Source organism: Streptomyces sp. WAC06614 (assembly GCF_003949795.1).
Classification (GTDB): domain Bacteria; phylum Actinomycetota; class Actinomycetes; order Streptomycetales; family Streptomycetaceae; genus Streptomyces.
Genome location: NZ_RPRY01000121.1, coordinates 1 through 20,506, shown reverse-complemented (window position 1 = coordinate 20,506; position 20,506 = coordinate 1). Strand labels below are relative to the sequence as shown.

General features: G+C 74.2%; 19 protein-coding genes and 1 pseudogene. 7 read left to right on the top strand and 13 right to left on the bottom strand.

All coding sequences use genetic code 11. The features are described 5' to 3' along the window. Together EF918_RS18140 and EF918_RS18135 are read left to right on the top strand one after the other, a co-directional pair. Window positions 1-445 (top strand): hypothetical protein (locus EF918_RS18140; protein WP_125647131.1); only part of this gene is annotated, 445 nt, incomplete at its 5' end. Between the two features lie 75 nt (window positions 446-520). Further along, window positions 521-763 (top strand): hypothetical protein, encoded by a 243-nt coding sequence (locus tag EF918_RS18135; RefSeq protein WP_125647128.1) that lies wholly within the window; start codon window positions 521-523, stop codon window positions 761-763. Window positions 764-1,058: 295 nt separating this feature from the next. Here EF918_RS18135 and EF918_RS18130 read toward each other — a convergent pair whose 3' ends face one another. Then, window positions 1,059-3,338 carry a heavy metal translocating P-type ATPase gene (locus EF918_RS18130; RefSeq protein ID WP_260610330.1) on the bottom strand — a complete coding sequence of 760 codons (2,280 nt, stop codon included), beginning with the start codon at window positions 3,336-3,338 and terminating at the stop codon, window positions 1,059-1,061. A 50-nt stretch (window positions 3,339-3,388) separates the two neighbouring features. Between EF918_RS18130 and EF918_RS18125 the strand changes: the two genes are divergently transcribed. Continuing rightward, a complete protein-coding gene (locus EF918_RS18125; RefSeq protein ID WP_125647125.1) occupies window positions 3,389-3,700 on the top strand; it encodes a helix-turn-helix transcriptional regulator in 312 nt (103 codons plus the stop codon). 27 nt (window positions 3,701-3,727) lie between these two features. On the opposite strand, the gene EF918_RS18120 is transcribed toward EF918_RS18125, so the two are convergent. After that, window positions 3,728-6,460: a LamG-like jellyroll fold domain-containing protein gene (locus tag EF918_RS18120; protein ID WP_125647121.1), complete on the bottom strand. Its 2,733-nt coding sequence runs from the start codon at window positions 6,458-6,460 to the stop codon at window positions 3,728-3,730. A gap of 114 nt (window positions 6,461-6,574) precedes the next feature. Continuing rightward, window positions 6,575-8,482 carry a glycoside hydrolase family 5 protein gene (locus EF918_RS18115; protein ID WP_125647118.1) on the bottom strand — a complete coding sequence of 636 codons (1,908 nt, stop codon included), beginning with the start codon at window positions 8,480-8,482 and terminating at the stop codon, window positions 6,575-6,577. Window positions 8,483-8,681: 199 nt separating this feature from the next. Here EF918_RS18115 and EF918_RS18110 point away from each other — a divergent pair, with 199 nt between their 5' ends. The 3 genes from EF918_RS18110 to EF918_RS18100 all read left to right on the top strand — a co-directional run bounded on the left by EF918_RS18110 (window position 8,682) and on the right by EF918_RS18100 (window position 10,168). Next, complete coding sequence (locus EF918_RS18110; protein ID WP_125647115.1) at window positions 8,682-8,987, top strand: hypothetical protein; 306 nt, start codon at window positions 8,682-8,684, stop codon at window positions 8,985-8,987. A gap of 85 nt (window positions 8,988-9,072) precedes the next feature. Beyond that, the gene (locus EF918_RS18105) at window positions 9,073-9,525 is read left to right on the top strand and encodes a cyclic nucleotide-binding domain-containing protein (protein ID WP_185921801.1); all 453 of its coding nucleotides are present in this window, start codon (window positions 9,073-9,075) and stop codon (window positions 9,523-9,525) included. 199 nt (window positions 9,526-9,724) lie between these two features. Next, window positions 9,725-10,168, top strand: a complete 444-nt coding sequence (locus EF918_RS18100; RefSeq protein ID WP_125647112.1) for an SSI family serine proteinase inhibitor — start codon at window positions 9,725-9,727, stop codon at window positions 10,166-10,168. A gap of 211 nt (window positions 10,169-10,379) precedes the next feature. Here the strand turns inward: EF918_RS18100 and EF918_RS18095 are convergent, their stop codons facing one another. Both EF918_RS18095 and EF918_RS18090 read right to left on the bottom strand, forming a co-directional pair. After that, window positions 10,380-11,186, bottom strand: coding sequence for a GNAT family N-acetyltransferase (locus EF918_RS18095; protein ID WP_185921802.1), 807 nt, complete (start codon window positions 11,184-11,186; stop codon window positions 10,380-10,382). Window positions 11,187-11,312: 126 nt separating this feature from the next. After that, window positions 11,313-11,777: a hypothetical protein gene (locus EF918_RS18090; RefSeq protein WP_125647106.1), complete on the bottom strand. Its 465-nt coding sequence runs from the start codon at window positions 11,775-11,777 to the stop codon at window positions 11,313-11,315. 114 nt (window positions 11,778-11,891) lie between these two features. On the opposite strand from EF918_RS18090, the gene EF918_RS18085 reads away from it, so the two are divergent. Beyond that, window positions 11,892-12,620, top strand: a complete 729-nt coding sequence (locus tag EF918_RS18085; protein WP_125647102.1) for a Sir2 family NAD-dependent protein deacetylase — start codon at window positions 11,892-11,894, stop codon at window positions 12,618-12,620. Between the two features lie 3 nt (window positions 12,621-12,623). On the opposite strand, the gene EF918_RS18080 is transcribed toward EF918_RS18085, so the two are convergent. The 8 genes and pseudogenes from EF918_RS18080 to EF918_RS18045 form a co-directional block, all read right to left on the bottom strand. After that, the gene (locus EF918_RS18080) at window positions 12,624-13,103 is read right to left on the bottom strand and encodes a VOC family protein (protein ID WP_125647099.1); all 480 of its coding nucleotides are present in this window, start codon (window positions 13,101-13,103) and stop codon (window positions 12,624-12,626) included. Between the two features lie 120 nt (window positions 13,104-13,223). Continuing rightward, window positions 13,224-16,802, bottom strand: coding sequence for a CDP-glycerol glycerophosphotransferase family protein (locus tag EF918_RS18075; RefSeq protein WP_125647096.1), 3,579 nt, complete (start codon window positions 16,800-16,802; stop codon window positions 13,224-13,226). A gap of 174 nt (window positions 16,803-16,976) precedes the next feature. Beyond that, a complete protein-coding gene (locus EF918_RS18070; RefSeq protein ID WP_125647092.1) occupies window positions 16,977-17,351 on the bottom strand; it encodes a hypothetical protein in 375 nt (124 codons plus the stop codon). 77 nt (window positions 17,352-17,428) lie between these two features. After that, window positions 17,429-17,854, bottom strand: a complete 426-nt coding sequence (locus EF918_RS18065; protein WP_125647088.1) for a roadblock/LC7 domain-containing protein — start codon at window positions 17,852-17,854, stop codon at window positions 17,429-17,431. Between the two features lie 56 nt (window positions 17,855-17,910). Beyond that, the gene (locus tag EF918_RS18060) at window positions 17,911-18,693 is read right to left on the bottom strand and encodes a transcriptional regulator (protein ID WP_125647085.1); all 783 of its coding nucleotides are present in this window, start codon (window positions 18,691-18,693) and stop codon (window positions 17,911-17,913) included. Continuing rightward, window positions 18,690-19,127, bottom strand: coding sequence for a hypothetical protein (locus EF918_RS18055; protein ID WP_125647082.1), 438 nt, complete (start codon window positions 19,125-19,127; stop codon window positions 18,690-18,692). Before EF918_RS18055 ends, EF918_RS18060 begins: the two co-directional genes overlap by 4 nt. Before the next feature lie 178 nt (window positions 19,128-19,305). Then, a pseudogene (locus EF918_RS18050) lies at window positions 19,306-19,515 on the bottom strand (helix-turn-helix domain-containing protein); the annotation flags it as partial. A 40-nt stretch (window positions 19,516-19,555) separates the two neighbouring features. After that, window positions 19,556-20,479, bottom strand: coding sequence for an aromatase/cyclase (locus EF918_RS18045; protein WP_125647076.1), 924 nt, complete (start codon window positions 20,477-20,479; stop codon window positions 19,556-19,558). Between the last annotated feature and the right edge of the window lie 27 nt (window positions 20,480-20,506).

Below are 20,506 nucleotides of genomic sequence, written 5' to 3'. Positions count from 1 at the left end.
CTTCGAGCCCGCCACGGGGGACGGGGCCGGGCCCGCTGGGCCGGCCGTGGCGCGGGCCGCCGAGGTGCGGGCCGCGTACGAGGGGCTGCTGCAGATCCGCCGCCTGTTGAACGGCCCGGCGGGCGAGGGGGTTCCGGCGCCCTGGGAGCGGCAGCGGCCGGTGCGCGCGGTCGCCCTCGCGCTGGAGGCCGCCGGGCTGCCGCCGTCCGCGGTGGACCCCGCCGACACGCGGCTGCGGACCGCGACCGGGTACGTCGCCGCACCCGGCGAGGGGCCCGGACAGGTGCGGGTCACATGGGCCGGACCGGCGGGCGGCGGGGCCGCCGCGGAGGAACAGGAACGGCTGGGGTCGTGCGCCGAGGTGCTGGGGCGGCTCGGATGGGAGTGCCTGCTGTACCGGGGCCCGCGCGGGCGCCGCTTCCTGGAGGTCGAGCCCCCGCGCTGACCGGGGTGGCGCGTCGTCCACAGGCCGGCCGGGGCCGCGGCCGCCGTTGTCACAGGCCGTTGCCACGGTCCGTACATGACGCACCGTGACCGATCCCTGCACGTCCTCCGTGGCCGCCCGGACCTGGCGGCGGGGCCGGCCGACGGCGGGCTGCTGGCCGCGCTCGGTCCGGAGCTGGCCGCGCTCGGAGCGTTCCGGCACGCGGCCCGGGCCCGGCGGCTGCAGGCCTCCCTCCAGGACGAGCCGTGGGACCGTGCCGCGGCCCTGCTGCACGCAGCGGAGCTGGAGCGGCGGGCCGGTGACCTCGATGCGGCCTGACAGGCCCTGCGCGGGTCGGTCACCGTCCTGGCCGACGGGCCGGGCCCGCACTTCCCGCCGCCCGCCCGTCCCACCACCGACCGGCTGCGGGAGGACCTGGGCCGGGCCGTCCTGGAGGAGCACACCCGGCTGGCGGGCGCGGCCCGGGCCGCGGAGGGTCGGGCCGCCCTGGGGGGGAGGAGATACGCACGGCGGCCGAGCGTCCGGCCAACAGGCCCGCGGGACCGCCGCGGGCCTGAGCCGGGCCCCTGCGCCTGGGCGCAGGGGCCCGGCCCGGCCCGGGCGAGGTGGGGGGTCAGTCCGGGTGGCGCAGGAGGCGGAGGGCGTTGGCCACCACCAGGAGGGTGGAGCCCTCGTGCGCGAGGACGGCGGGGCCGATGCCCAGGCCGAGGACCGTCGCCGGGACCAGGACGGCCACCAGGCCCAGGCTCAGCCACAGGTTCTGCCGGATGATCCGGCTCGCCTTGCGGCTGAGACCGGTGACGAACGGCAGCCGGCGCAGGTCGTCGGACATCAGCGCGATGTCCGCCGTCTCCAGCGCGACGGCCGAGCCGGCCGCGCCCATCGCCACGCCCACCGTGGCCCCGGCCATGGCGGGTGCGTCGTTGACGCCGTCGCCGATCATCGCCGTACGGCCGCCCGCCCGCAGCCGCGCCACCGCGGCGACCTTGTCCTGCGGCAGCAGCCCGCCGTGCACCTCGTCCATGCCGACGGCCCGTCCCACGGCGTCGGCCACCCGCGGGTCGTCGCCGGACAGCATCACCGTGCGGGTCACGCCGAGCCGGCGCAGGGCGGCGACGGTGGCCGCGGCGTCCGGACGGGGCGCGTCCATCAGGGCCAGGGTGCCCAGGTGGCGGTCGCCCCGCCGGACGAGCATGGTGGTCCGGCCGGCCCGGGCCAGTTCCTCGGTGCGCGCGCGCAGCGCCTGCGGCACGGGCGGACCGGTGAGCGAGTCCAGGTGAGCCAGGCTGCCGATGTGGACGGTCTCGCCGTCGAGTCGAGCGGTGACGCCCCGGCCGACGAGGGCCCGTACGTCCCGGGCCTCGCCGACGGCCACGGATGCGGCGGTCCCGGCGGCGGTGCCGTCGGCGCTCCCGGCGTCGGCGGCGCCCGTGGCGGTTCCGGCGTCGGCGGCCAGGAGGGTCGGGGCGTCGCGGACCACGGCCTGGGCGAGCGGGTGGTCGCTGCCGCGCTGCACGGCGACGGCGGTGCGCAGCAGTTCGGCACGGTCGACGCCCTTGGCGGGCTCGACCTCGGTGAGCCGCGGCCGGCCCTCCGTCAGGGTGCCGGTCTTGTCGAAGGCGACGGTCCGCAGCCGGCCGAACTCCTCCAGCGGAGCGCCGCCCTTGACCAGGACACCGCTGCGCGCGGCCCGGCCGACGGCGCTGAGCACGGCGGCGGGCGTGGCGATGGCCAGGGCGCAGGGGCTGGCGGCGACCAGGACGGCCATGGCGCGGTAGAAGGTGTCGGTGAAGGGTTCGCCGGTGAGGGCGCCGATACCGAGCAGGGCGGCCACGAGGGCGAGCACGGCCGGGACGAAGATCCGGGTGAAGCGGTCGGTGAACCGCTGGGTCGGGGAGGTGCGCCCCTCGGCCTCCTGGACCATGCGGACCACATGGGCGAGGGTGTTGTCCCGGGCGAGCCGGGTGACCACGACCTCCAGGGCGCCCGCGCCGTTGACGCTGCCGGCGAAGACCGTGGCGGCCGGGTCGGTGGCGGTGGCCGGGTCCGTCAGGGCGGCCGCACGGTCGGCGACCGGGGCCTTGTCCACCGGGATGCTCTCGCCGGTCAGGGGCGACTGGTCGACGCTGCTGGTGCCGGCCGCGACGAAGCCGTCGGCGGGCAGCCGGGTGTGCGGCCGGACCAGGACGGTGTCCCCCACCGCCAGTTCCTCGACCGGCACCTCCACCGCGGCGGCCGGGCCGGTGGGGGTGGCCCGGTCGGTGTCCTCCCGGCGGCGCAGGCGGAGTGCGGTGCGCGGGGCCAGCCGGGCGAGGGCCTCGACGGAGCGCCGGGCCCGGCCCATGGCGTAGCCCTCCAGGGCGTGCCCGACGCCGAAGAGCACCAGCAGGACGGCGCCCTCCTCCCAGCGGCCGATCGCGGCGGCTCCCGCCGCGGCGACGAGCATCAGGAAGTCCACCTCGAAGCGGCCCCGCCGCACGGTCGCCAGGGCCTCGCGGAGCGTGAAGAAGCCGCCGAAGACATAGGCGGCCAGGAACAGGGCGAACGGGGCCGTGCCGCCCGAGCCGGTCAGGTCCAGGACCAGCCCGGTGAGGTAGGAGACCAGGGCCAGTCCGGCGAAGGCCTGCTCGGCGCGCTCCCCGAGGACGCCGTGGCCCTGGCCCCGGTGGTCGCCGGCCCGGTCGTTGCCGGCCCTGCCGCCGTCGGCGCCCCGGCCCCGCGCGGGCCCGGGCTCCGGGTTCGGCGGCCGGGAGGCGCGCCCGACCTCGCGGGCCGTCGGACGGCGGCGGGCGGGGGCCGGGGCCCCGGCGGTGGCGCAGGAGCCGCAGGTGGCGGCTCCGGGGGCGTGGAGGGCGGTGGTGTGTCCGGTCGGCTGAGCAGCATTTTTCCTCATGACATCAACATATCAGCACATCCACATATGTGCACCAGTAGACTGCGGTCATGGAACTTCTGTCCGACGCGGATGCCACGGCGGTCGCCGAGGTCATGCAGGGCCTGGCCGCCCCGGCCAGGATCCGCATCCTGGCCCGTCTGCTCGCCGCGCCCTGCGCGGTCGGCGAGCTGGCCGAGGACCTCTCCCTCGGCCAGCCCACCGTCTCCAACCACCTGCGGCTGCTGCGCCACCTCGGCCTGGTGACCGGCCGCCGCACGGGCCGCAGCGTGGTCTACGAGCTCCACGACGAGCACGTCAGGGCCCTGCTCCAGCAGGTCCTGGCCCATGTCCACCACGGGCCGGACGACGCTCGGGCGTAGCCGGGCCCGGCCCACGCCCCCGGGGTGCTACGGCGCCCCGAAGGTCAGCGTCAGTTGCGGCGTCCCTTCGTTCGCCTGGGCCTGCGCGGACCACAGCCACAGGGCGTCGTTCCCGCTGCCGGTCAGGGCCACGCTGTACGAGGTCCCCAGCGCGGCCGCGACCGCCGCCGTGTCCAGGGCGGTGGTGTGGACCGCCGATCCGTCCGGGATCCCCGGGTAGGTGCCGAGCACCGTGGCGCCGAGGGCCGGGCGGTTGTCGTACGTGGTCCCCGACTCCGTCCACGCACCGGTGACCGGGACCACCGAGACGGTGTCCACCGTCCCCGCCCCGCTCATGGTGCTCGTCCTCACGGCGAGCGCCGCCGACTTCAGGACCGTCCCGGCGGGCGCCGCCGGGAGGCCGAAGCGCAGGTAGCTCGTGTAGAGCGGGTTGCCGCGGACCGCCAGCGACCCCGAGGTGCCGAAGTTGCTGCCCGGCGCTCCGGCGTTGGCGTAGGTGTCCTCGGTGGCGGGGACCACCGCGACCGTGTCGGCGGGGGCCTTGGCCAGGGTGAAGTGGTGCTGCACCTGGGCCGCGGTCAGGACGGTCGGGTAGACGGCCGTCTCGTCGACCTGGCCCGCCCACAGCTCGCTGGTCGGCTTGTTGGGCCAGCCGCCCAGGCTGTCGCCGCCCACGTGCCAGTAGCCGGCGAAGTTCTCGTGCGTGGTGACGTTCAGCGTGCCGCGCTGGACGCCGTCCACGTACAGGACCATGCCGCCGGGGCCCTGGGTGGCGACGGCGTGGTGCCAGGCGTTGTCGTTGTACGCGGCGGCGGTGGTGATCGTACGGACGGCGCCGTTGTAGACGCCGAAGACCAGCCGGCCGTCGTTCGTCATGTACAGGTGCTTGTCGTAGCGGTTGCTGCCGCGGTCCTGGTTGTTGCCGAAGCCGAGGATCTTGCCGCCGCGGGTGGTGCCGGTGCGGAACCAGGTCTCCAGCGTGTACGTGCTGCCGACCGAGTGACGGCGGTCCCCGTAGACCCGGTTGTCGGTGCCGTTGAAGCCGATCGCCGTACTCTTGCCGGTCACGGCGGCAGGGGTCTGGCGCAGCGCCGGGCCGTTGAGGTGCACGCCGGCCGCGTTGCCGCCGGCGGAGGAGTCGGCGACGTACGGCAGCACGGAGTCGTCGTAGCGCCAGTACAGTTCGGCGCCGTCCGCGCGGACCTGCGCCGGGTACACCTCGGCCGAGGTCGGCACGGTCACCGTGGCGGGGGCCGACAGGGCGCTGGTGTTGCCGGCCGCGTCGGTCGCCGTCACCCGGTAGGTGTACGTCTGGCCGGGCGTGACGGCGGTGTCCGTCCAGGAGGCCTGCGGCCGCTTGAAGAACAGCGAGTCGGCGGTCAGCGTGGCCACCGGGGTGGCGGCGCCGCCCCGGTAGACCCGGTAGGTCAGGGTGCTGTCGTCGAGGTCCAGGCTGGTGCGCCAGCGGACCTGCACCTGGCCGGGCCCGACGCTCGCCGCACCGGCCACCGGCACGGTGGGCGCCCCGGTGTCGCCGGTCGAGGCGAACCGGGTCAGGCTCTGCTGGCCGGCGCCGTTGACGGTGGTGAACTCGCCGCCGACCCAGAGGTACTGCACCCCGGCCTTGGAGCCGACGGTCATCACGCGCGGGCCGATGCCCTCGCCGATGCCGTCGTTGGTGTCCGGGGACCAGCCGAGCTTGCCGGTGCCGCCGGTGGGCTGGGCGAGCAGGTGGTGGCGCTGGCCGTCGGGGAACTCCCCGACGCCGGAGCAGTCGTGCGCGTGCGAGGCGCTGTAGAGCACGTTCTGGTACGGCAGGACGGCCTGGGTGGCGCCGAGGCAGGTGTCGCGCCAGCGCTGGCCGAGGTCGGAGAGGTTGAGTGCGATGCGGCCGTCGAAGACGCCTCCGCCGGTGCCCTCGTTGGCGGTGTAGAAGCCGGTGGCGTCGGTGGCGATGTCCTTGACCACGGAGTTGGTCTCGATGAAGCCGGGGTAGGACCTGGCGAGCGCGCCGCTGGTGGCGTCGACCGCGGCCAGGGCGTGGGTGGCGGTGCCGTTGACGGTGAAGAAGTCGCCGCCGAGCAGGACCTTGGAGCCGTCCGGGGTGACCTCGACGGCCCGCCCGGGTTCGTCGGCGTCGGCCCGGAAGGGCCGCAGGGCCCCGTCGGCGGTGGCGACGGCCGCGAAGCGCTGGCGGGGCTGCCCGGCGACGGTCAGGAAGTCACCGCCGGCGTAGACGGTGTCACCGGTGACGGCGAGCGCGCGGACGGTGGCCGCGAAGGCCGGCCGGAACGAGGTCTTCACCGTGCAGGTGGCCACGTCGACGGCGGCCAGGCTGCTGACCGGCACGTCGTTGACCGCGCCGAAGTACCCGCCCGCGTACAGGGTCTTCTTGTCCGGCGAGAGGGCGAGCGCCCGTACGGTGGCGGTGCCGCCGCCGACCGTGAAGGACAGCGAGCAGTCGGTCGGTGCGCCGGTCGCGGCGTCCAGCGCCACGAAGTTGACGGCCTCCTGCTCCGTCCCGCTGCCGCCCGCGGGCGGGCGTACGGCGGAGAAGGTGCCGCCGGCGAACACGGTGCCGCCCGCCTCCGCCAGGGCCCAGACGACGCCGTTGGGCTGCCAGGTGGGCAGGGCGTCGGCGGTGAAGGCCACCGGTGGCGTGACGGCCGCGGCCCGCGGGACGAGCCCGAGGCCGACACCGGCGCCGAGGCCCGCGAGGGACAGGGCGAGCGCACCGACCAGCGCTCTGGATCTACGCATGAACCCCCCAAAGTTCCACTCTTGTTCCTGTTCTGGCGCACCTTAGGGGGTCCGTGCGGTCAGGTCATCACACTTGACCCATCAGTTGCCGAACCGGCGCACACCGCGCGCCCGTCAGGGAGCCGGGCGGCACAGCAGGGCCGCCGGGCCCGGCCGGGCCCCGACGCGGGTGGTGAAGGCGATGCCGGCCGCGTACTCGGTGGGCAGGCACTGGCCCTTGTACCGGCCGTACGCGAACTCGCCGCCGAGGGCGGCCGCCCCGGGCGGCCGGTTGTCGCCCCGGTCGAACCAGACGGTACGCCCGGCGCCCGCCGGCAGCGGCGTACGGGCCGGGGCGCACAGGGCCGCGGAGACCCGCTCGCCCCGGACGCTGTAGCCGATCAGGAACTGGCCCTGCGGACAGCTGAACTTGGTGTACCCGCCGGCCCAGTCCCCGCCGGGCGGCAGGGAGGACTCGTCGCGGACGACCGTGTGCCCGCCGGTGTCGGCCCGCAGGTCGGAGCCCACGCACAGGCCGCGCCCGCCGGTGTGGGCGAGGCCGGCCAGCCGGGAGCCGTCCGGGCAGACGGCCTTGCGGGCACCGCTGTCCCAGTCGCCGCCGGCCCGGGTGCGCAGCGAGGCGACGTGGTCGCGGTGGTCGATGTCGAGCTGGTACCAGGCGGGGGCGGCCGGCACGGTCCCGGTGCGGCCGGCCGCGCCGGTCAGGGCGCTCCAGGTGGGGGTGCGCCAGTCGCCGGGGTCGAGCACGCCGGAGCGCTGCCCGGCGCGGTCGTAGCGCAGCAGCGCCCAGGTGTCGCCGCCGGGGCCGCCGGACCAGCCGACCAGCGGCCAGTACGCGTAGTCGGCGTCGGCCTCCGTGAGCTGTGCGGTGAGCCGCTGGAACCAGGTGCGCGGTGCGGCGCCCTGCTCGTCGGCGCCGATGCCGAACTCGCTGATCCACACCGGGGCGGTGAAGTGGGTGCCGGTCTCGGCGGAGACGTAGAAGGCCTGGTCGTACAGGACCTGCCGGAGCTGCTCGGCGGTCAGGTCCTGGTAGCGGGGGTCGTGGGTCTCGCCCATGCCGGTCGCGCCGCTGTGGTGGGGCCCGGTGTAGCCGTAGAAGTGGGCGGAGTAGACCAGCTTGTGGGAGACGACCAGGGTGTGGGACAGCGTACGGACCGGGGTCAGGGTCGGGCGGCCGTGCGCGAAGCCGTCGACGGGGATGCCGGTCCAGTTGATGCCCTCGACGACGATCAGCAGGTCGGGGTTGGCCTCGGCCAGGATCCGGTCGCCGGCCTCCTGGGCGGCGGCGTGCCAGTCGTGCTGGTCGCCCAGGCCCCAGTTGGGGTCGTCGAGGACGTCCCGGCGGACCTCGTTGTACAGGTCGGCGCCGACCACCCGGGGGTTGCCGCGGTAGCGGCGGGCCATGGCGACCCAGTCGTCGGCCCACTGGGCGGTGCTGCGGCCGCTGCTGTTCCAGCGCTCGTTGCCGTCGAGGCCGCAGCACCAACGGGTGGTGACGGTGTGGTTGTTGAGGATGACGGCGAACCCGTCGGCCGTGAGGGCCCCGACCACGGCGTCGTAGACCTGGAGCGGGGTACGGCCGCGCAGGGCGGGGTTGGCGGCGACGGCCGCGTCGGGGACGACCGTGGTGGTGCGCAGCATCTCGTTGGAGAAGGGCAGCCGGATGCTGTTGAGGCCGAGGGCCCGGAAGTCGGCGAGCAGCCGGGGCAGCGGCACCCGGTCCAGGCCGAGCGGGATGCCGTAGGAGGGCTGCTGGGCATGGTGGTTGGCGGGATCGCCCTGGTCGCCGGAGCCGTTCCAGGAGCCCTGGGCTCCGTCCCAGTTGCCGGCGCGCAGCCGGAAGCGCTGACCGCGGGCGTCGACGACGTAGCGGCCCCGGGTGGACAGCGGCGGGGTCCAGGACTCCTGTGCGGTGAGGTCCCGCGGGGCGGCGGAGGCCGGCGGGGCGGGCGGGGCGGCGAGGAAGAGGAGCAGCGCCGCGAGGAGGACGCCGCGGAGGGCTCGCACCAGTGTCTTCATGACATCCCTGTCGGGGGTCCCGGCCGGGGACGGCCGGCGGAATGGTGGGGACACGTCAAGTTACCCGTCGGTCGGCACTCCTGGAAGGCATCGCGCCAAACCGCCGCGCGGGCGGCCCGCGGCGCTCTACCGTGCGGAGCAGGAGGAAGCCGCCACGGGCACCACGGGCGGTTCCGCGGCACCAGGGGAGGGCGGGCGGATGGACCGGGACGAGGACGTACGGCTGGCGAGGATCACCCCGGAGATCTCCCAGCGCACCATGGCACTGCTGCGGTCACTGGTCGGCCTGGAACCCCCGGAGCGGGTGCCGGAGGGCGCGATCGCCGTGGCCGACGAGGTGTTCGCCGCGTACGGCACCGACGGGCTGCGGGTCCTGGTGATGACCCTGGCCTCGTGGGCGACGGCGCAGATAGAGAACGTCGCCGAGCTGAGCGGACGCGGCCACGAGGCCGTCCTGGACTCGATGGAGCTGGCCTGCCTGGAGGCGAGCAACCAGGAGGAATGACAAGCCCCGGCCCGGCGGGTGCCCCCGCGGGCCGGGCACCCGCACACTGGGGGTAGTGGGGGGACCCTTCGAACGGAGGTCCGCCGTGAGCACACCTTCCCCCATCCGGATCGCCGCCGTCCTGTCGGCCGAGCACCGCAGGCGCCTGATGGCTCTCGCCCGGGAGGTCAATTTCCCGGAGGAGGCCGCGCTCTTCGAGGAGGGCGGGCGGGCGGACGCCTTCTGGATCGTGCGCTCCGGCACGGTGACGCTGGAGATCCCGATGCCCGGACAGCGCCGCCCCGCGACGGTCGAGAACCTGGGCAGCGGCGAGCTGGTCGGCTGGTCCTGGCTGTTCCCGCCGTACGTCTGGCAGCTCAGCGCCCATGCGATGACCCCCGTGCGCGCGTACGAGTTCGACGCCGAACGGGTGCGGATGCTGATGGACGCCGACCCGGCCTTCGGTTCGGCGTTCGGGCACTGGGTGGGACGGGTGCTGGCGCACCGGCTGCACGACACCCGGGTGCGCCTGATGGACCTCTACGCGCCGCGCAGCTGAGCGGAACGGCACGAAAACGGAACGGTCCTGGCCGAATCCCCGGCGGGCTCCCGCACAGGTCAGCGCGCCCCACCCCGCTGCGGCCTGCGATCGCACGGTCACCAACGGTGACAAGAATTGACGGTCCGCACGGGCGCTCGGAGCGCGGCTGGGCAAGACTGTCCGCTATCCGAAAACGCGACCCGAAGGAGTGTTCGCAATGCGGTCCATCGTCAGGGGTCTGGGGCTCGCTTCCGCCGCGATGGGGCTCACCGCCCTCACCGCACTGGCCGGCTCGGGAGTGGCGGACGCCGCCACCGACGACGCGCAGCGGCTCTACGCGCCGTCCGCGCTCGTGCTGACCGTCACGGCCGGCGCGGACGGCGAGCGGGGCACGGCGCTGCGCGCGGTGACCCTGGTCTGCGCGCCGGTGCCCAGCGGGACGCACCCGTCGCCCGCAGCGGCCTGCCGCGAGTTACGGCAGGCCCAGGCCCGCTTCGACGCGATCACCATGCCGCCGGCCCCCGGCCCCTGCTCCAAGGAGTGGGACCCGATCACGGTGACCGCGGTCGGCGTCTGGGAGGGGCGGCGCGTGGACTACGACCACACCTTCGGGAACCGGTGCGCCCTGCGCCGCGGCAGCGGAGTGCTGTTCTCGTTCTGAGCCCGGGGAACCCGCGGACCAGCTCGACCAGCAGCAGGACCAGGCCGGTTCCCCAGATCCACCACAGGGCGGTGTTCAGCAAGGGCGTGCCCGTGGTCCAGCGCACGACGGTGAGCACCCCGGCGAGGAAGAGCAGGAAGTACGCCATCGTGGTCCCCCTCGCCCGGCGGTCCGCCCTGTTCCTGGAGCGTAGGCCAACGCCCCCGGGCTGTCAGCCCAGTTCGAGGCTGGTGACCCCGTACAGGCCGGCCAGGTCCAGCTCCGGAGCCGGGCCGGTGTACATCCGGGCCGCCTCGAAGGTGGGCACCAGCCCGAGCCGCTCCATCAGGGCGGTGGCCGCCGGGTTGGCGTCGGGCACGTCCACGGCCACCGTGCCGTCCGGCACCCCGGCCGCGAGCCGGTGCACCAGGGCGGCGGCCACCTCGGGCGAGGCCGCGTAGAGCGGACCGATCCGGGAGGCGGCGCTGCACGGCCGGACCACGCCGAGGCCCTCGATCCGCCCGTCGCGGACCGCCGCGACGGCCGCGCGGCCGGGCAGGCCCAGCCAGGCGGACAGGAACGCGTCCCGGGCCTCGGGGAAGAACCGCCGGTCGTAGTCGGCCAGGACCCCGAAGGGCAACGAGGCGGCGTCCACCAGCTCCACGCCGGGGACGTCGCCTCCGCCCTGCGGCACGCCCTCGTGGCGGACGTTGTTCCAGGCCCGCCGGAACCCGGACCTGCGGTAGTTGTCCTGCTGCTCCACCACCCCGTCCAGGCCGACCAGCCGCCCCTCCAGCCGCGCCATGCCGGCCTGCCAGAGCTGGATGCCGTAGCCCTGGCCGCGGAACGCGGGGCGGGCGATGTAGAAACCGAGGAAGCCGAAGCCGGTGCCGTAGCGGACGGCCGAGATGCAGGCGGCGGGTTCCCCGTCCACCCGGCCGACGAGGAAGCCCCTGGGATCGGCGACGGCGAACGCGAAGCGGTCGCTGTCCCCGGGGTTCCACCCCTCGTCGTCGGCCCAGGCCCGGAACAGCTCCATGTCCGCCGCGCCGGCGCCGGAGATCCCGAACCGCGTCGTCGTCCCGGTCGTACCGGTCGTCCCTGTCGTGCCCGTCGTACCCGTCGATCCCGTCATGGGGGGAGTTCTACCAGAATCGACAGCTCGTCAGGAGGGCGCCCCGGACGGGCTCCTGGGGGTGGCGGGGCCGCCGCAGATGACGTCGTCGAGCGCGATCGGCCGGGAGTCCAGCCGGACGTAGGCGGTCATGGTGTCGATCTCGCCCGCGCCCCAGTGCGTGGTGACCGTGGCCCAGCCGACGCCCGCCGACTGCGCGACCGTGACCTCCCCGACGGTGATGTCCTGGGGGACGTGGGCCGCGCACAGGACGACGTCCTGGTCGGGGGTGTTGCGCTGCTTGTCCTTGAGCTGCTGCGACACCCGGTGCGTACGGTTGTGACGGGACGGGCCGTGGTGGCCGTAGAAGTCGGTCAGGAAGCGGCTGATCTGGGCCGCGGTATGCCGTTTGTGGAACGGCGTACCGTCCGCGACGGCGGACGGTACGGGGGCGGCGGCGACCCCGAACAGCGCGGCCAGGCCGAGTGCGGCGAGGCGGTACGGAAGGATCCTCATGCCTGGGGTGTAACCGCTGCCCGGGCGCCGGGAGCGGGTGGCGGGCGGATCTCACTCCTGTGGGGGCGGCAAAAGGGTTCGCCGCGGCGCCTGCGGCGTGCGTAGGGTCGCGGCATGGGAAAGCCGCTCGTCGCCGTGTTCAGCGGGGCCGGAATGTCCACCGACTCCGGGATCCCCGACTATCGGGGTCCCCAGGGCCTGTGGCGCCGTGACCCCGATGCCGAGAAGCTCGTCACCTACGCGTCCTACATGGCGGACCCCGACATCCGGCGGCGCTCCTGGCTGATGCGCGCCGAGCTGGCGGCGCTCGGCGCCGAGCCGAACGCCGCCCACCGGGCGGTGGCCGAGCTGGAACGCGGCGGCACCCCGGTCCGGGTGATCACCCAGAACGTGGACGGGCTCCACCAGGAGGCCGGCATGCCGGCCCGCAAGGTGTTCGAGCTGCACGGGACCGCGCGCAAGGTGGTCTGCACCCGTTGCCACGCCCGCTCCGAGATGTCCGACGCCCTGGCCCGGGTGGCCGCCGGCGAATCCGATCCCGCCTGTCTCACCTGCGGCGGGATCCTGAAGGCGGCCACCGTGATGTTCGGCGAGCGGCTCGACCCCGAGGTGCTGGGGCAGGCCATGGCCGTCGCCAAGGGCTGCGACGTGTTCGTCGCCGTGGGGACGACGCTCCAGGTGCAGCCCGCCGCCTCGCTGGCGGGGATCGCCGCCGAGCACGGGGCCCGGCTGATCATCGTCAACGCGGAGGAGACCCCGTACGACCCGCTGGCGGCCGAGATCGTCCGCGAGCCGATCGGGACCGCGCTGCCGGCGCTGCTCCGGCGGCTCGCCGCGGCGTAGCGGTCAGTCGCCGTCGGCGGCCCGGCGCAGGGCCGCCACGTCCAGCTTCTTCATGCCCAGCATGGCCCGGGTGGCGCGGGCCGCGCGCTCGGGGTCGGGGTCCGCGACCAGCTCCAGGGCCTCGGTCGGGATGACCTGCCAGGACAGCCCGAACTTGTCCTTGAGCCAGCCGCAGGCGACCTCCTGGCCCCCGTCGGCGGTCAGGGCCTGCCAGTAGTGGTCGGCCTCGGCCTGGTCCGCGCAGTGGACCTGGAAGGAGACGGCCTCGTCGAAGGTGAACTGCGGGCCGCCGTTCAGGCCGACGAACCGCTGCCCGTTGATCTCGAACTCGACCACCATCACCGAGCCCTCCGGCCCGGGCCCGGCCTCGGTGTACCGCGCGACGCGGCCGATCCGGCCGTCCTCGAAGACGGAGACGTAGAAGGCGGCGGCCTCCTCGGCGTTGCCGTCGAACCACAGGCAGGTGGTGAACCCCTTGATCATGACGCCTCCAGGTGACTGGGCGGGCACGGTCGCGCCCTGGTACGGATACGGACCGGTCCCGGGCCCGACCTTCATCGGTCGGGACCGGGACCGGTCCGTGGTTCACCCGAAGGCGTTACCTCACTTCACGCCCAGCATCCGGTCGACGACCTTGGCGGCGGCCGTCCCCTGGTCCAGGTCGGCGAACTCGGCACGGAAGGCGGCGCGCGCCTCGGCGTACTCGGCGCCGATCGCGTCCGCGTTCCGCACGGCCTCGATGAGGGCGGCCGAGTCGTGCAGCAGCGGGCCGGGCGCCTTCTCCTCCAGGTCGAAGGTGAAGCCGCGCAGGGTGTCGCGGTAGTGCGCCAGGTCGTAGGTGAACAGCAGCATCGGCTTGTCGGTGAGGGCGAAGTCGCAGAGCACGGACGAGTAGTCCGAGATCAGGACGTCCGCCACCAGCAGCAGGTCGGTGGTGTCGGGCCAGCGGCCGACGTCCAGGACGAAGCCGTCGCGGACGGCGTCCCGGACCTGCTCGTTGACCCGGTAGTGGCCGCGCACCAGCAGCACGTGGTCCTCGCCGAGCTCGCGCCGGGCGGCGTCGAGGTCGATCTGGAGGTCCAGCTTGTAGCCGCCGCTCCAGCCCTCGCGGTTCTCCCGCCAGGTCGGGGCGTACAGCACGACCTTCTTGCCCTCGGGCAGGCCGAGCCGGCGGCGGACCTCGGCGATCCGCTCGGCGACCTGCTCGTCGTCGCGGCGCAGCAGGACGTCGGCACGCGGGCTGCCGACCTCCATGACCTCGCCCTGGTAGCCGAGGGCGCGCCGCAGGACCGGGGTGGCGAAGCTGGACGGGGAGACCAGCAGCGACCACTGGGCGCTGTCGTGCTCCAGCGCGGCGAGGATCTCCGGGCTGGAGTAGTAGTCGTGGATGTAGTCCAGGCCGATCTGCTTGAGCGGCGTGCCGTGCCAGGTCTGGACGACCGTCTGGCCCTCGCGGCGGCGGAAGTCGCGCGGGACGCTGTCGTTGGTGACGTAGTACTTGGCGCGGGCCAGCACGTCCCAGGCCTCCAGGCTGCCGTACTGCACGGCGCGCGCGGTGGCGGGGACCTCGGCACGGCCGTCGCGGACCAGCCAGATGTGCTCCAGCTTCTCGCCGCGGCGCAGCAGCTCCTCGTGGATGGCGCGCGGGGAGTCGCCGGCGCCGTTGCCCTGGAAGGTGTCGAAGACGACGAGGTCCTTGACGGGGGCCTGGCGCTGCGCCGGGTAGGTGACGTCGCGGGCGACGCGCTGGGCGTAGCGGGACCGGTCGTGCGGGCTCAGCAGCTGGTCGGCGACCAGGGCCATGCGGTCGTAGTAGCGGGCCTCGACGCGCATCCGGCGGCCGGCGACGGTCAGCGCGACCGGGCCGGTGCCGAGTGCCGGGGCGACCAGCTGGACCGGGGCGCCGCGGTCGACGCCGAGCAGACCGGCGGTGGTGCCGCCCTGGGAGACCGGGCGCAGCGTCGGCCACCAGCGGCCGTGCGGCAGCGAGGTGCGGCCGGCGTAGGCCTCGGGCAGCATCGGCGCGAAGGTGGCCTCGAAGCGGTCGCCGTCGCGGGTGGCGGGGTAGCTGAACTCCTCGCCGTGCCAGTTGTGCAGGACGAACTCGTACGGCTCGTCGGTCGGCGCGTGGAAGGTGCCCTTGAGGGTGAGCACGCCGTCCTCGGCGGTGACGGAGTCGACCAGCGGCGGCGAGGGCTGCATGGACAGGCACAGCCGGCCGGTGTCGGTGCGCTTGGCGTAGAGGGCGCGGCCGGTGGTGTCGCCGGGGACGGGCACGACCAGGCCGGTGAAGCCGCCGCGCTCGTCGTGGGCGAGGTCGTGGGCGGTGCCGTCGGCGCGGACCACGGTCAGGTGCCACGGCTCGGGGGCCCACTCGCCACCGTTGACCTCGGTGTCGGGGACGGCGGCCAGGTCGGCGATCGGCAGGGTCACGGTGAACGGGACCCGGCCGCCCGCGGCGGCGGAGCCGGCGTCGAGCGGGAAGGTCAGCACGGTGCCGGTGGTCTGGTGCTCGGCGCGCAGGACGGCGCCGGTGCCGGGCTGCTCGGCCAGCTCACCGCTGAGGGTGAGGTGGCCCTCGCCGTCCGTGGTCACGTCGAGGGCGCGGGCCCGGACGATCTCCACGCTGATGGTGAGGGTGGGCGCGACCTGCGGGACGACGCGGACGTCGGGGGCCACCCAGTGGGCGGGCGGGGTCAGGCCGCTGTCGTGGTCGCCGCCCTTGAGGCGGGCGCGGTGCAGGCCGCCGGCGCCGGTGACGGCGATGGAGGTGGTCCAGGTGCCCTCGTGCCACTCACCGCCGCTGCGGAAGATCGACGGGTCGACGACGGCGGTGAAACCGGCCCAGTCGGCGTGCCGCAGCGCGAGGTGCGGGGCGTTGACCGTGGCCATCGGGGAGGCGACGGTGCGGGCGCTGACGACGGAGCGGCGGCGCTTGCCCTTCTCGCGGAAGATGAGCATCTTGCGCGAGCCGAGGCGGCTCTCGGCGCCGAGGTGGCCGGGCAGGGCGTAGCCGCGCAGCAGCAGCTTGCCGCCGGCCCAGGCCGCCTGCTCGACGCGGCTGACGACGCGGAGCTCGCGGTTGCCGAGGGTGAGGACCTTGGCCGGGACCGGGGGGCGGCCCTGGAGGAAGGGGTAGTCCGCCGTCGGGCGGGCCAGGCCCTTGACCGGGACGCTGTAGGAGTAGTCCTGCTGGTGCTGCAGGAGGGCGATGAAGTCCTCGACGCGGCCTTCGCGGGCGAGGTACGCCTTGAGGCGGTCGGCGACCGTCAGGTCGTTCCAGGGGCCCTCGCCGATCTCGCGGACCAGGCCGCCGACGTGCTCGACGAAGGCGGCGCGGAACTCGGGGCCGCCCTCGGGGACGTACTTGTAGATCAGCGGGAGCTCTTCGGAGAGCACGTTGTGGTCGTAGTCGCGCAGGTAGCGCACGTACTCCGGGCCCTGCTTGCCCTGGACGGCCTCGCGCACCAGGCGGACGGAGGTGACGCGGTCGATGAGGGAGACCGGGTCGGTGGAGCGCTGGGTGATGGAGCGCTCGCCGGTCTCGCGCACGCGCCAGTGGTAGACGACGTCGCTGAGGATGTCGACGCTCTCGGCGAAGTAGTGCGCGGGGATGCTGACGGGCGCGTCCTCGTAGAGGATGCCCTCGGGGTACTGGAAGCCGTGCTTGTCCCAGAACGTGCGGCGGTAGACCTTGTTCCACGCGGTGCGGTCGGTGACCAGCGGCGCGAACTTGGAGATGTGGGTCTTCAGCCGGGTCTTGGCGAACGGCGCGCGGTGGCCCCAGGACTGGTTCATGCCGACGGAGCGGAACCGCAGGACGTTGCCGCCGACGAAGTCGGATCCGGTCTCGTCGAGGGTGTCCACCATCAGCTGGTAGGCGTTCGGCGGCATGGTGTCGTCGCTGTCGACGAACGCGAGGTACTCGGTGCCGTCGGAGATGTGCCGGGCGCCGGTGTTGCGGGCTGCACCGAGTCCGGCGTTCTCCTGCTGGACGAGCCGGAACCGCTTGTCCCGCGCGGCGAACTTCTTGGCGATGTCGGCACTCGTGTCCGTCGAACCGTCGTCGACCATGACGACCTCGAAGTCGTCGAACGTCTGGGCGGCGAGGGACTCCAAGCACTCGTCGAGATAGAGCTCGACGTTGTAGACGGGGACGACGATGCTCAGGCGCGGGGGCATGGGTGAGGGATTCTCCAGCAGGGGTTTCTCTGTCAATGATCAGCTAATTACAGCATCTTACTCTGTAACGAGATTATAAAATCCCCCCATCCGGGACATATCCCCCGGGTCACCGCGGCGGGCGGCAAAGAATTCAGCCGCCCGCCACCTGTCGGTGACTGCCGCTACGGACGGTCAGACCTCCAGTTCGGACTCGATCCTCTTCAACTGGTGCCGCGCCATCGCGAGGTTGGCACGCTGCTTGTCCAGGGCGAGATAGAGGAACAGCCCCTGGGAGCCGCGCGAGCGTAGCAGGCGGATGAGGTGGTACTGCGTGCCCAGGGTGATGAGGATGTCCTCGATCTCCTCCTTCAGGCCGAGCATCTCCATGGTCCGGACCTTGGCCCGCACCACGTCGGTGTTGCCCGCGGCGGCGACCGTCAGGTCCAGGTCCTTGCCGCCCCCGAGGGTGCCGAGCGCCATACCGCTGGTGTAGTCGACCAGGGCGGCGCCGATGGCTCCCTCGATCATCGTGGTGGCTTCCTTGAGGGCGAGCTCTACGTTGGCCATGTGGGATTCCTCTCGGTGTACGTCTCGATGGGTGCGTCACGGCGGGTACGCCGCGGAACGCGCGGATCGGTGAACGGCTAGGGCCGGCCGCCGGGCCCCCGGCGGCCGAGCGTGCGGTCGATGAGCTCCGCTATGCGCAGGCTGGAACGGCGGGCCTCCAGGTGGAGCCGGCCGACGTTGGCACGGGGTTCGGCGATGAGGGTGAGCACCGCCGTCTCCCCCGCGGCGTAGGTGGCGACGTAGCCGTGCTCGCCGCGGACGAGCAGTTCGCGGAAGCTCCCCTGTCCGGTGGTGTCGCTCAGCCGCTGGGCCACGCCCAGGGCGGCGGCGGTCAGCGCGGCCACCGACTCGGCCTCGGTGGCGGCGGTGTCCTGCGCGAGGACCAGGCCGTCGGCGCTGGCCGCCAGCACTCCGGTGAGCTGGGGCACCCGGGCCCGGAGCCGGCGCAGCTCCGCGAGTATCTCGGCCTCGGCCTCTGCGGGCACCATGACGATTCCACTCATCTCGGACTTCCTCCTCTCGGCTTGCCTGCGCTCGGCGAGCTGTCGCAGCGGGAGCCTCACAGGCTTGCCTCCAGTGCGTCGCGCAACCGGCGGAGCAACGCCACGTCCGGGGGCTGGGCCTGGGTCATCCAGGCGGGAAGGTCGGCGGGGGACGGTCGGGGGGCCTGCTCGACCGGGGTCTCCACCAGGCCGGCCGCGGCCAGCCGGCGGACGTCGAGCAGGGTGTGGAACGCCGGCCGGCCCAGGGCCCAGGCCAGCGCTGCCGGGGTGCGCACGCCGTCGGCCGCGTGCAGCAGGGCCCGCTGGCGCAGGGTGACGGTCTGGCCGGGGGCGGCCTCCCGGGGCACCACGGGGGCGGTGTCCAGCAGCGGGTACGGCCAGACCGCGTCCAGCAGCTCCCGGCGGCGCACGGTCTCGCGTTCGACGGCCTCGGCGGGGACCGGGCGCAGCGAGCCGATCCAGTGGGTGGCGCCGCGCCGGAACCGGGAGGGGCCGCTGCCCGGGGAGAGGGCGAAGAAGGCCGCGTCGAAGATCGCCGCGAGATGGCAGATCTCCAGTTCGCCGCCGGCCAGCCCGCCGCTGTCGACCAGGAACCGGGCGACCTCGCGGCGGGCGCCGGCCCGGTCCACGGCCTCCCGCCAGCGCTCGCGGGTCAGGCCCCCGCCGGCGGTGAGCAGGACGTCGAGGCCCGGGGTGGCCGGGCTCTCGGCGTGCACGATCCGGCCGTCCTCCAGGAAGAGGGTGCCGCGGTCGCGCAGCAGGGCTCCGGTGGCGCGCTCCTCGGCGAGCCGGGTGAGCAGGGGGGAGAGCGCGCCCGTGGGGGCCGTGGCGGCGGTCACCGGAGCACCAGCCCTTCGGCGAGGTCGCGCAGTCTCATACGGGCCAGGGCGAGATTGCCCTCGGCCCGGTCCAGCCACAGGTGCAGGAAGACGCTGCTGTCGAAACTCGTGGCGACGAAGCGGAGGACGTGGTAACCCGTACGGGTGGTGACGATCAGGTCTTCGACGGGAGGTCCGGCGAGATGCGCGGACGCGGCGGCGCCGGTGGTCCCGGGGACCGCTGCGGCCGGGTCCTCGCCCGCCGACGCGAAGGATTCGTACTCGGCCGCCGCGCGGGCCAGCTCCGCGGTCTCGGCCGCGGTGGTCTCGTGATCACCGACCGGGGACTCGCCGACCGTGCCGAGGGCCAGGCCGCTGCTCCAGTCCACGAGCGCGGCGCCCCGCGCCCCCGGCAGGGCCATGGCTTCGAGCAGGCATTCGTCGATCCCGGGCACACGGGCTCCCCTCCCGGCCGTATGTGCGTGGTGCACAGCCGTACGGCGCGACAGGGATGAACTTACTGAACCTCCGTTGGACGTAAGGGTGTTCTGGCATTTTCCAGAGGAACATGCGCGAATGCGATCACAAACATGGCCTGAATCACGACGCCAACGGCAAATGATCAGACAACCGGAAGGCTCCGCCCTCGCGCAGGACGTAACCCTCATGGGTCAGGGTGCGCAGCAGGTGGTAGACGGTGGGAAGTGGAATCCCGGTCAGGCGGGACAGCCGTTTGGCGGTCGCACCCCCTTCCGCGTACATCGCCTCCAGCAGGCGCAGGGCCCGCTGCACGGAGCCGATCAGGGTGGGTGCGGTGTCCTTGTGGATGTGATCGGTGCCCATGGTGGATCCCCCTGCTCGCTCAGGACGCCCGGCAAACCCATCAAAGTCGCTCACCGGTCACAAACCCAGCGGACTCGCGCAAACCCGAGCATAAGATCAACGCATGTGTGTCCCGGAGCCGGTCGAGCGCCGTCCGGGCCGCCCGGCCCAGTTCCTCCCGCACGTCCTGCCGTACGCGCGGCCCGTCGGCCTCGGTGCGCAGCACCACCTGCTGGTGCACGGTGACGGTGGCCGCGTCGGGGCCGTCGTCGGTGACCGTCCAGCTCCCGGTGTGCACGGCCAGCGGGGCGGCCGGATCCGGCGTCTTGAACACCACCCGGCGCTCCTGCGGCAGCCGGAGCACGGCCACCGGGCCCGCGGCGGCGCGCGGGCCCGCCGCGGGCCACAGCGCGGTGTGGTCGACGAGGTCCAGGGCGGTCCCGGCCGGGGCCCCGACGCGCAGGGAGTCGGTGAACGAGAACAGCAGCCCCTCCAGCCGCCGCGGGCGCGCCGCGAGCCGGGCCAGCCGGTCGAGCTCCGCCCGGCTGTTGGTGTCGGTGGCCCGCAGCACCCAGGCGACGTCCTCGGGCCGGTCGCCGGCGACCGAGAAGTCGTGCAGCAGGGTCACCCGGCTCCGGTCCGGGCCCAGCGGCTCCACGATCCACACCCCGCCCATGCCGCTCAGCGGGGCCGCGGGGACCTCCTGGCGGAAGCTGATCCGCCGGGCCGCCGGGTCCAGGACGCGCCGGGAGGTCCAGTGCTTGAGGGTGCCGTTGGCGGTGGCCCAGAGGGCGAGCCGTTCCGTGCGGACCCCGGAGCGGGAGCCGGCCGCGGCGGCACCGGGCGGGTCCAGGCGGCGTACGTGGACGTTCGGCGGGAACAGCAGCGGCCACCGCTCGGCGTCCGCGAGCAGCCCGTAGACGGTGTCGGCCGCAGCGTCGGCCTCCACCCGGTGGGACGTGCGGTGTACCTGTTCGGTGGGCACGGGGGAGCCCCTTTCTCGGGGTCGTGG

Excerpts from the sequence above, each read along its gene's own strand:
- EF918_RS18070 (WP_125647092.1), bottom strand. The coding sequence starts at position 17,351 with ATGGCCAACGTAGAGCTCGCCCTCAAGGAAGCCACCACGATGATCGAG.
- EF918_RS18095 (WP_185921802.1), bottom strand. The coding sequence starts at position 11,186 with ATGGAGCTGTTCCGGGCCTGGGCCGACGACGAGGGGTGGAACCCCGGG.
- EF918_RS18090 (WP_125647106.1), bottom strand. The coding sequence starts at position 11,777 with ATGAGGATCCTTCCGTACCGCCTCGCCGCACTCGGCCTGGCCGCGCTG.
- EF918_RS18110 (WP_125647115.1), top strand. The coding sequence starts at position 8,682 with ATGGACCGGGACGAGGACGTACGGCTGGCGAGGATCACCCCGGAGATC.
- EF918_RS18125 (WP_125647125.1), top strand. The coding sequence starts at position 3,389 with ATGGAACTTCTGTCCGACGCGGATGCCACGGCGGTCGCCGAGGTCATG.
- EF918_RS18135 (WP_125647128.1), top strand. The coding sequence starts at position 521 with ATGACGCACCGTGACCGATCCCTGCACGTCCTCCGTGGCCGCCCGGAC.
- EF918_RS18065 (WP_125647088.1), bottom strand. The coding sequence starts at position 17,854 with ATGAGTGGAATCGTCATGGTGCCCGCAGAGGCCGAGGCCGAGATACTC.
- EF918_RS18130 (WP_260610330.1), bottom strand. The coding sequence starts at position 3,338 with ATGAGGAAAAATGCTGCTCAGCCGACCGGACACACCACCGCCCTCCAC.
- EF918_RS18085 (WP_125647102.1), top strand. The coding sequence starts at position 11,892 with ATGGGAAAGCCGCTCGTCGCCGTGTTCAGCGGGGCCGGAATGTCCACC.
- EF918_RS18080 (WP_125647099.1), bottom strand. The coding sequence starts at position 13,103 with ATGATCAAGGGGTTCACCACCTGCCTGTGGTTCGACGGCAACGCCGAG.
- EF918_RS18100 (WP_125647112.1), top strand. The coding sequence starts at position 9,725 with ATGCGGTCCATCGTCAGGGGTCTGGGGCTCGCTTCCGCCGCGATGGGG.
- EF918_RS18115 (WP_125647118.1), bottom strand. The coding sequence starts at position 8,482 with ATGAAGACACTGGTGCGAGCCCTCCGCGGCGTCCTCCTCGCGGCGCTG.
- EF918_RS18120 (WP_125647121.1), bottom strand. The coding sequence starts at position 6,460 with ATGCGTAGATCCAGAGCGCTGGTCGGTGCGCTCGCCCTGTCCCTCGCG.
- EF918_RS18075 (WP_125647096.1), bottom strand. The coding sequence starts at position 16,802 with ATGCCCCCGCGCCTGAGCATCGTCGTCCCCGTCTACAACGTCGAGCTC.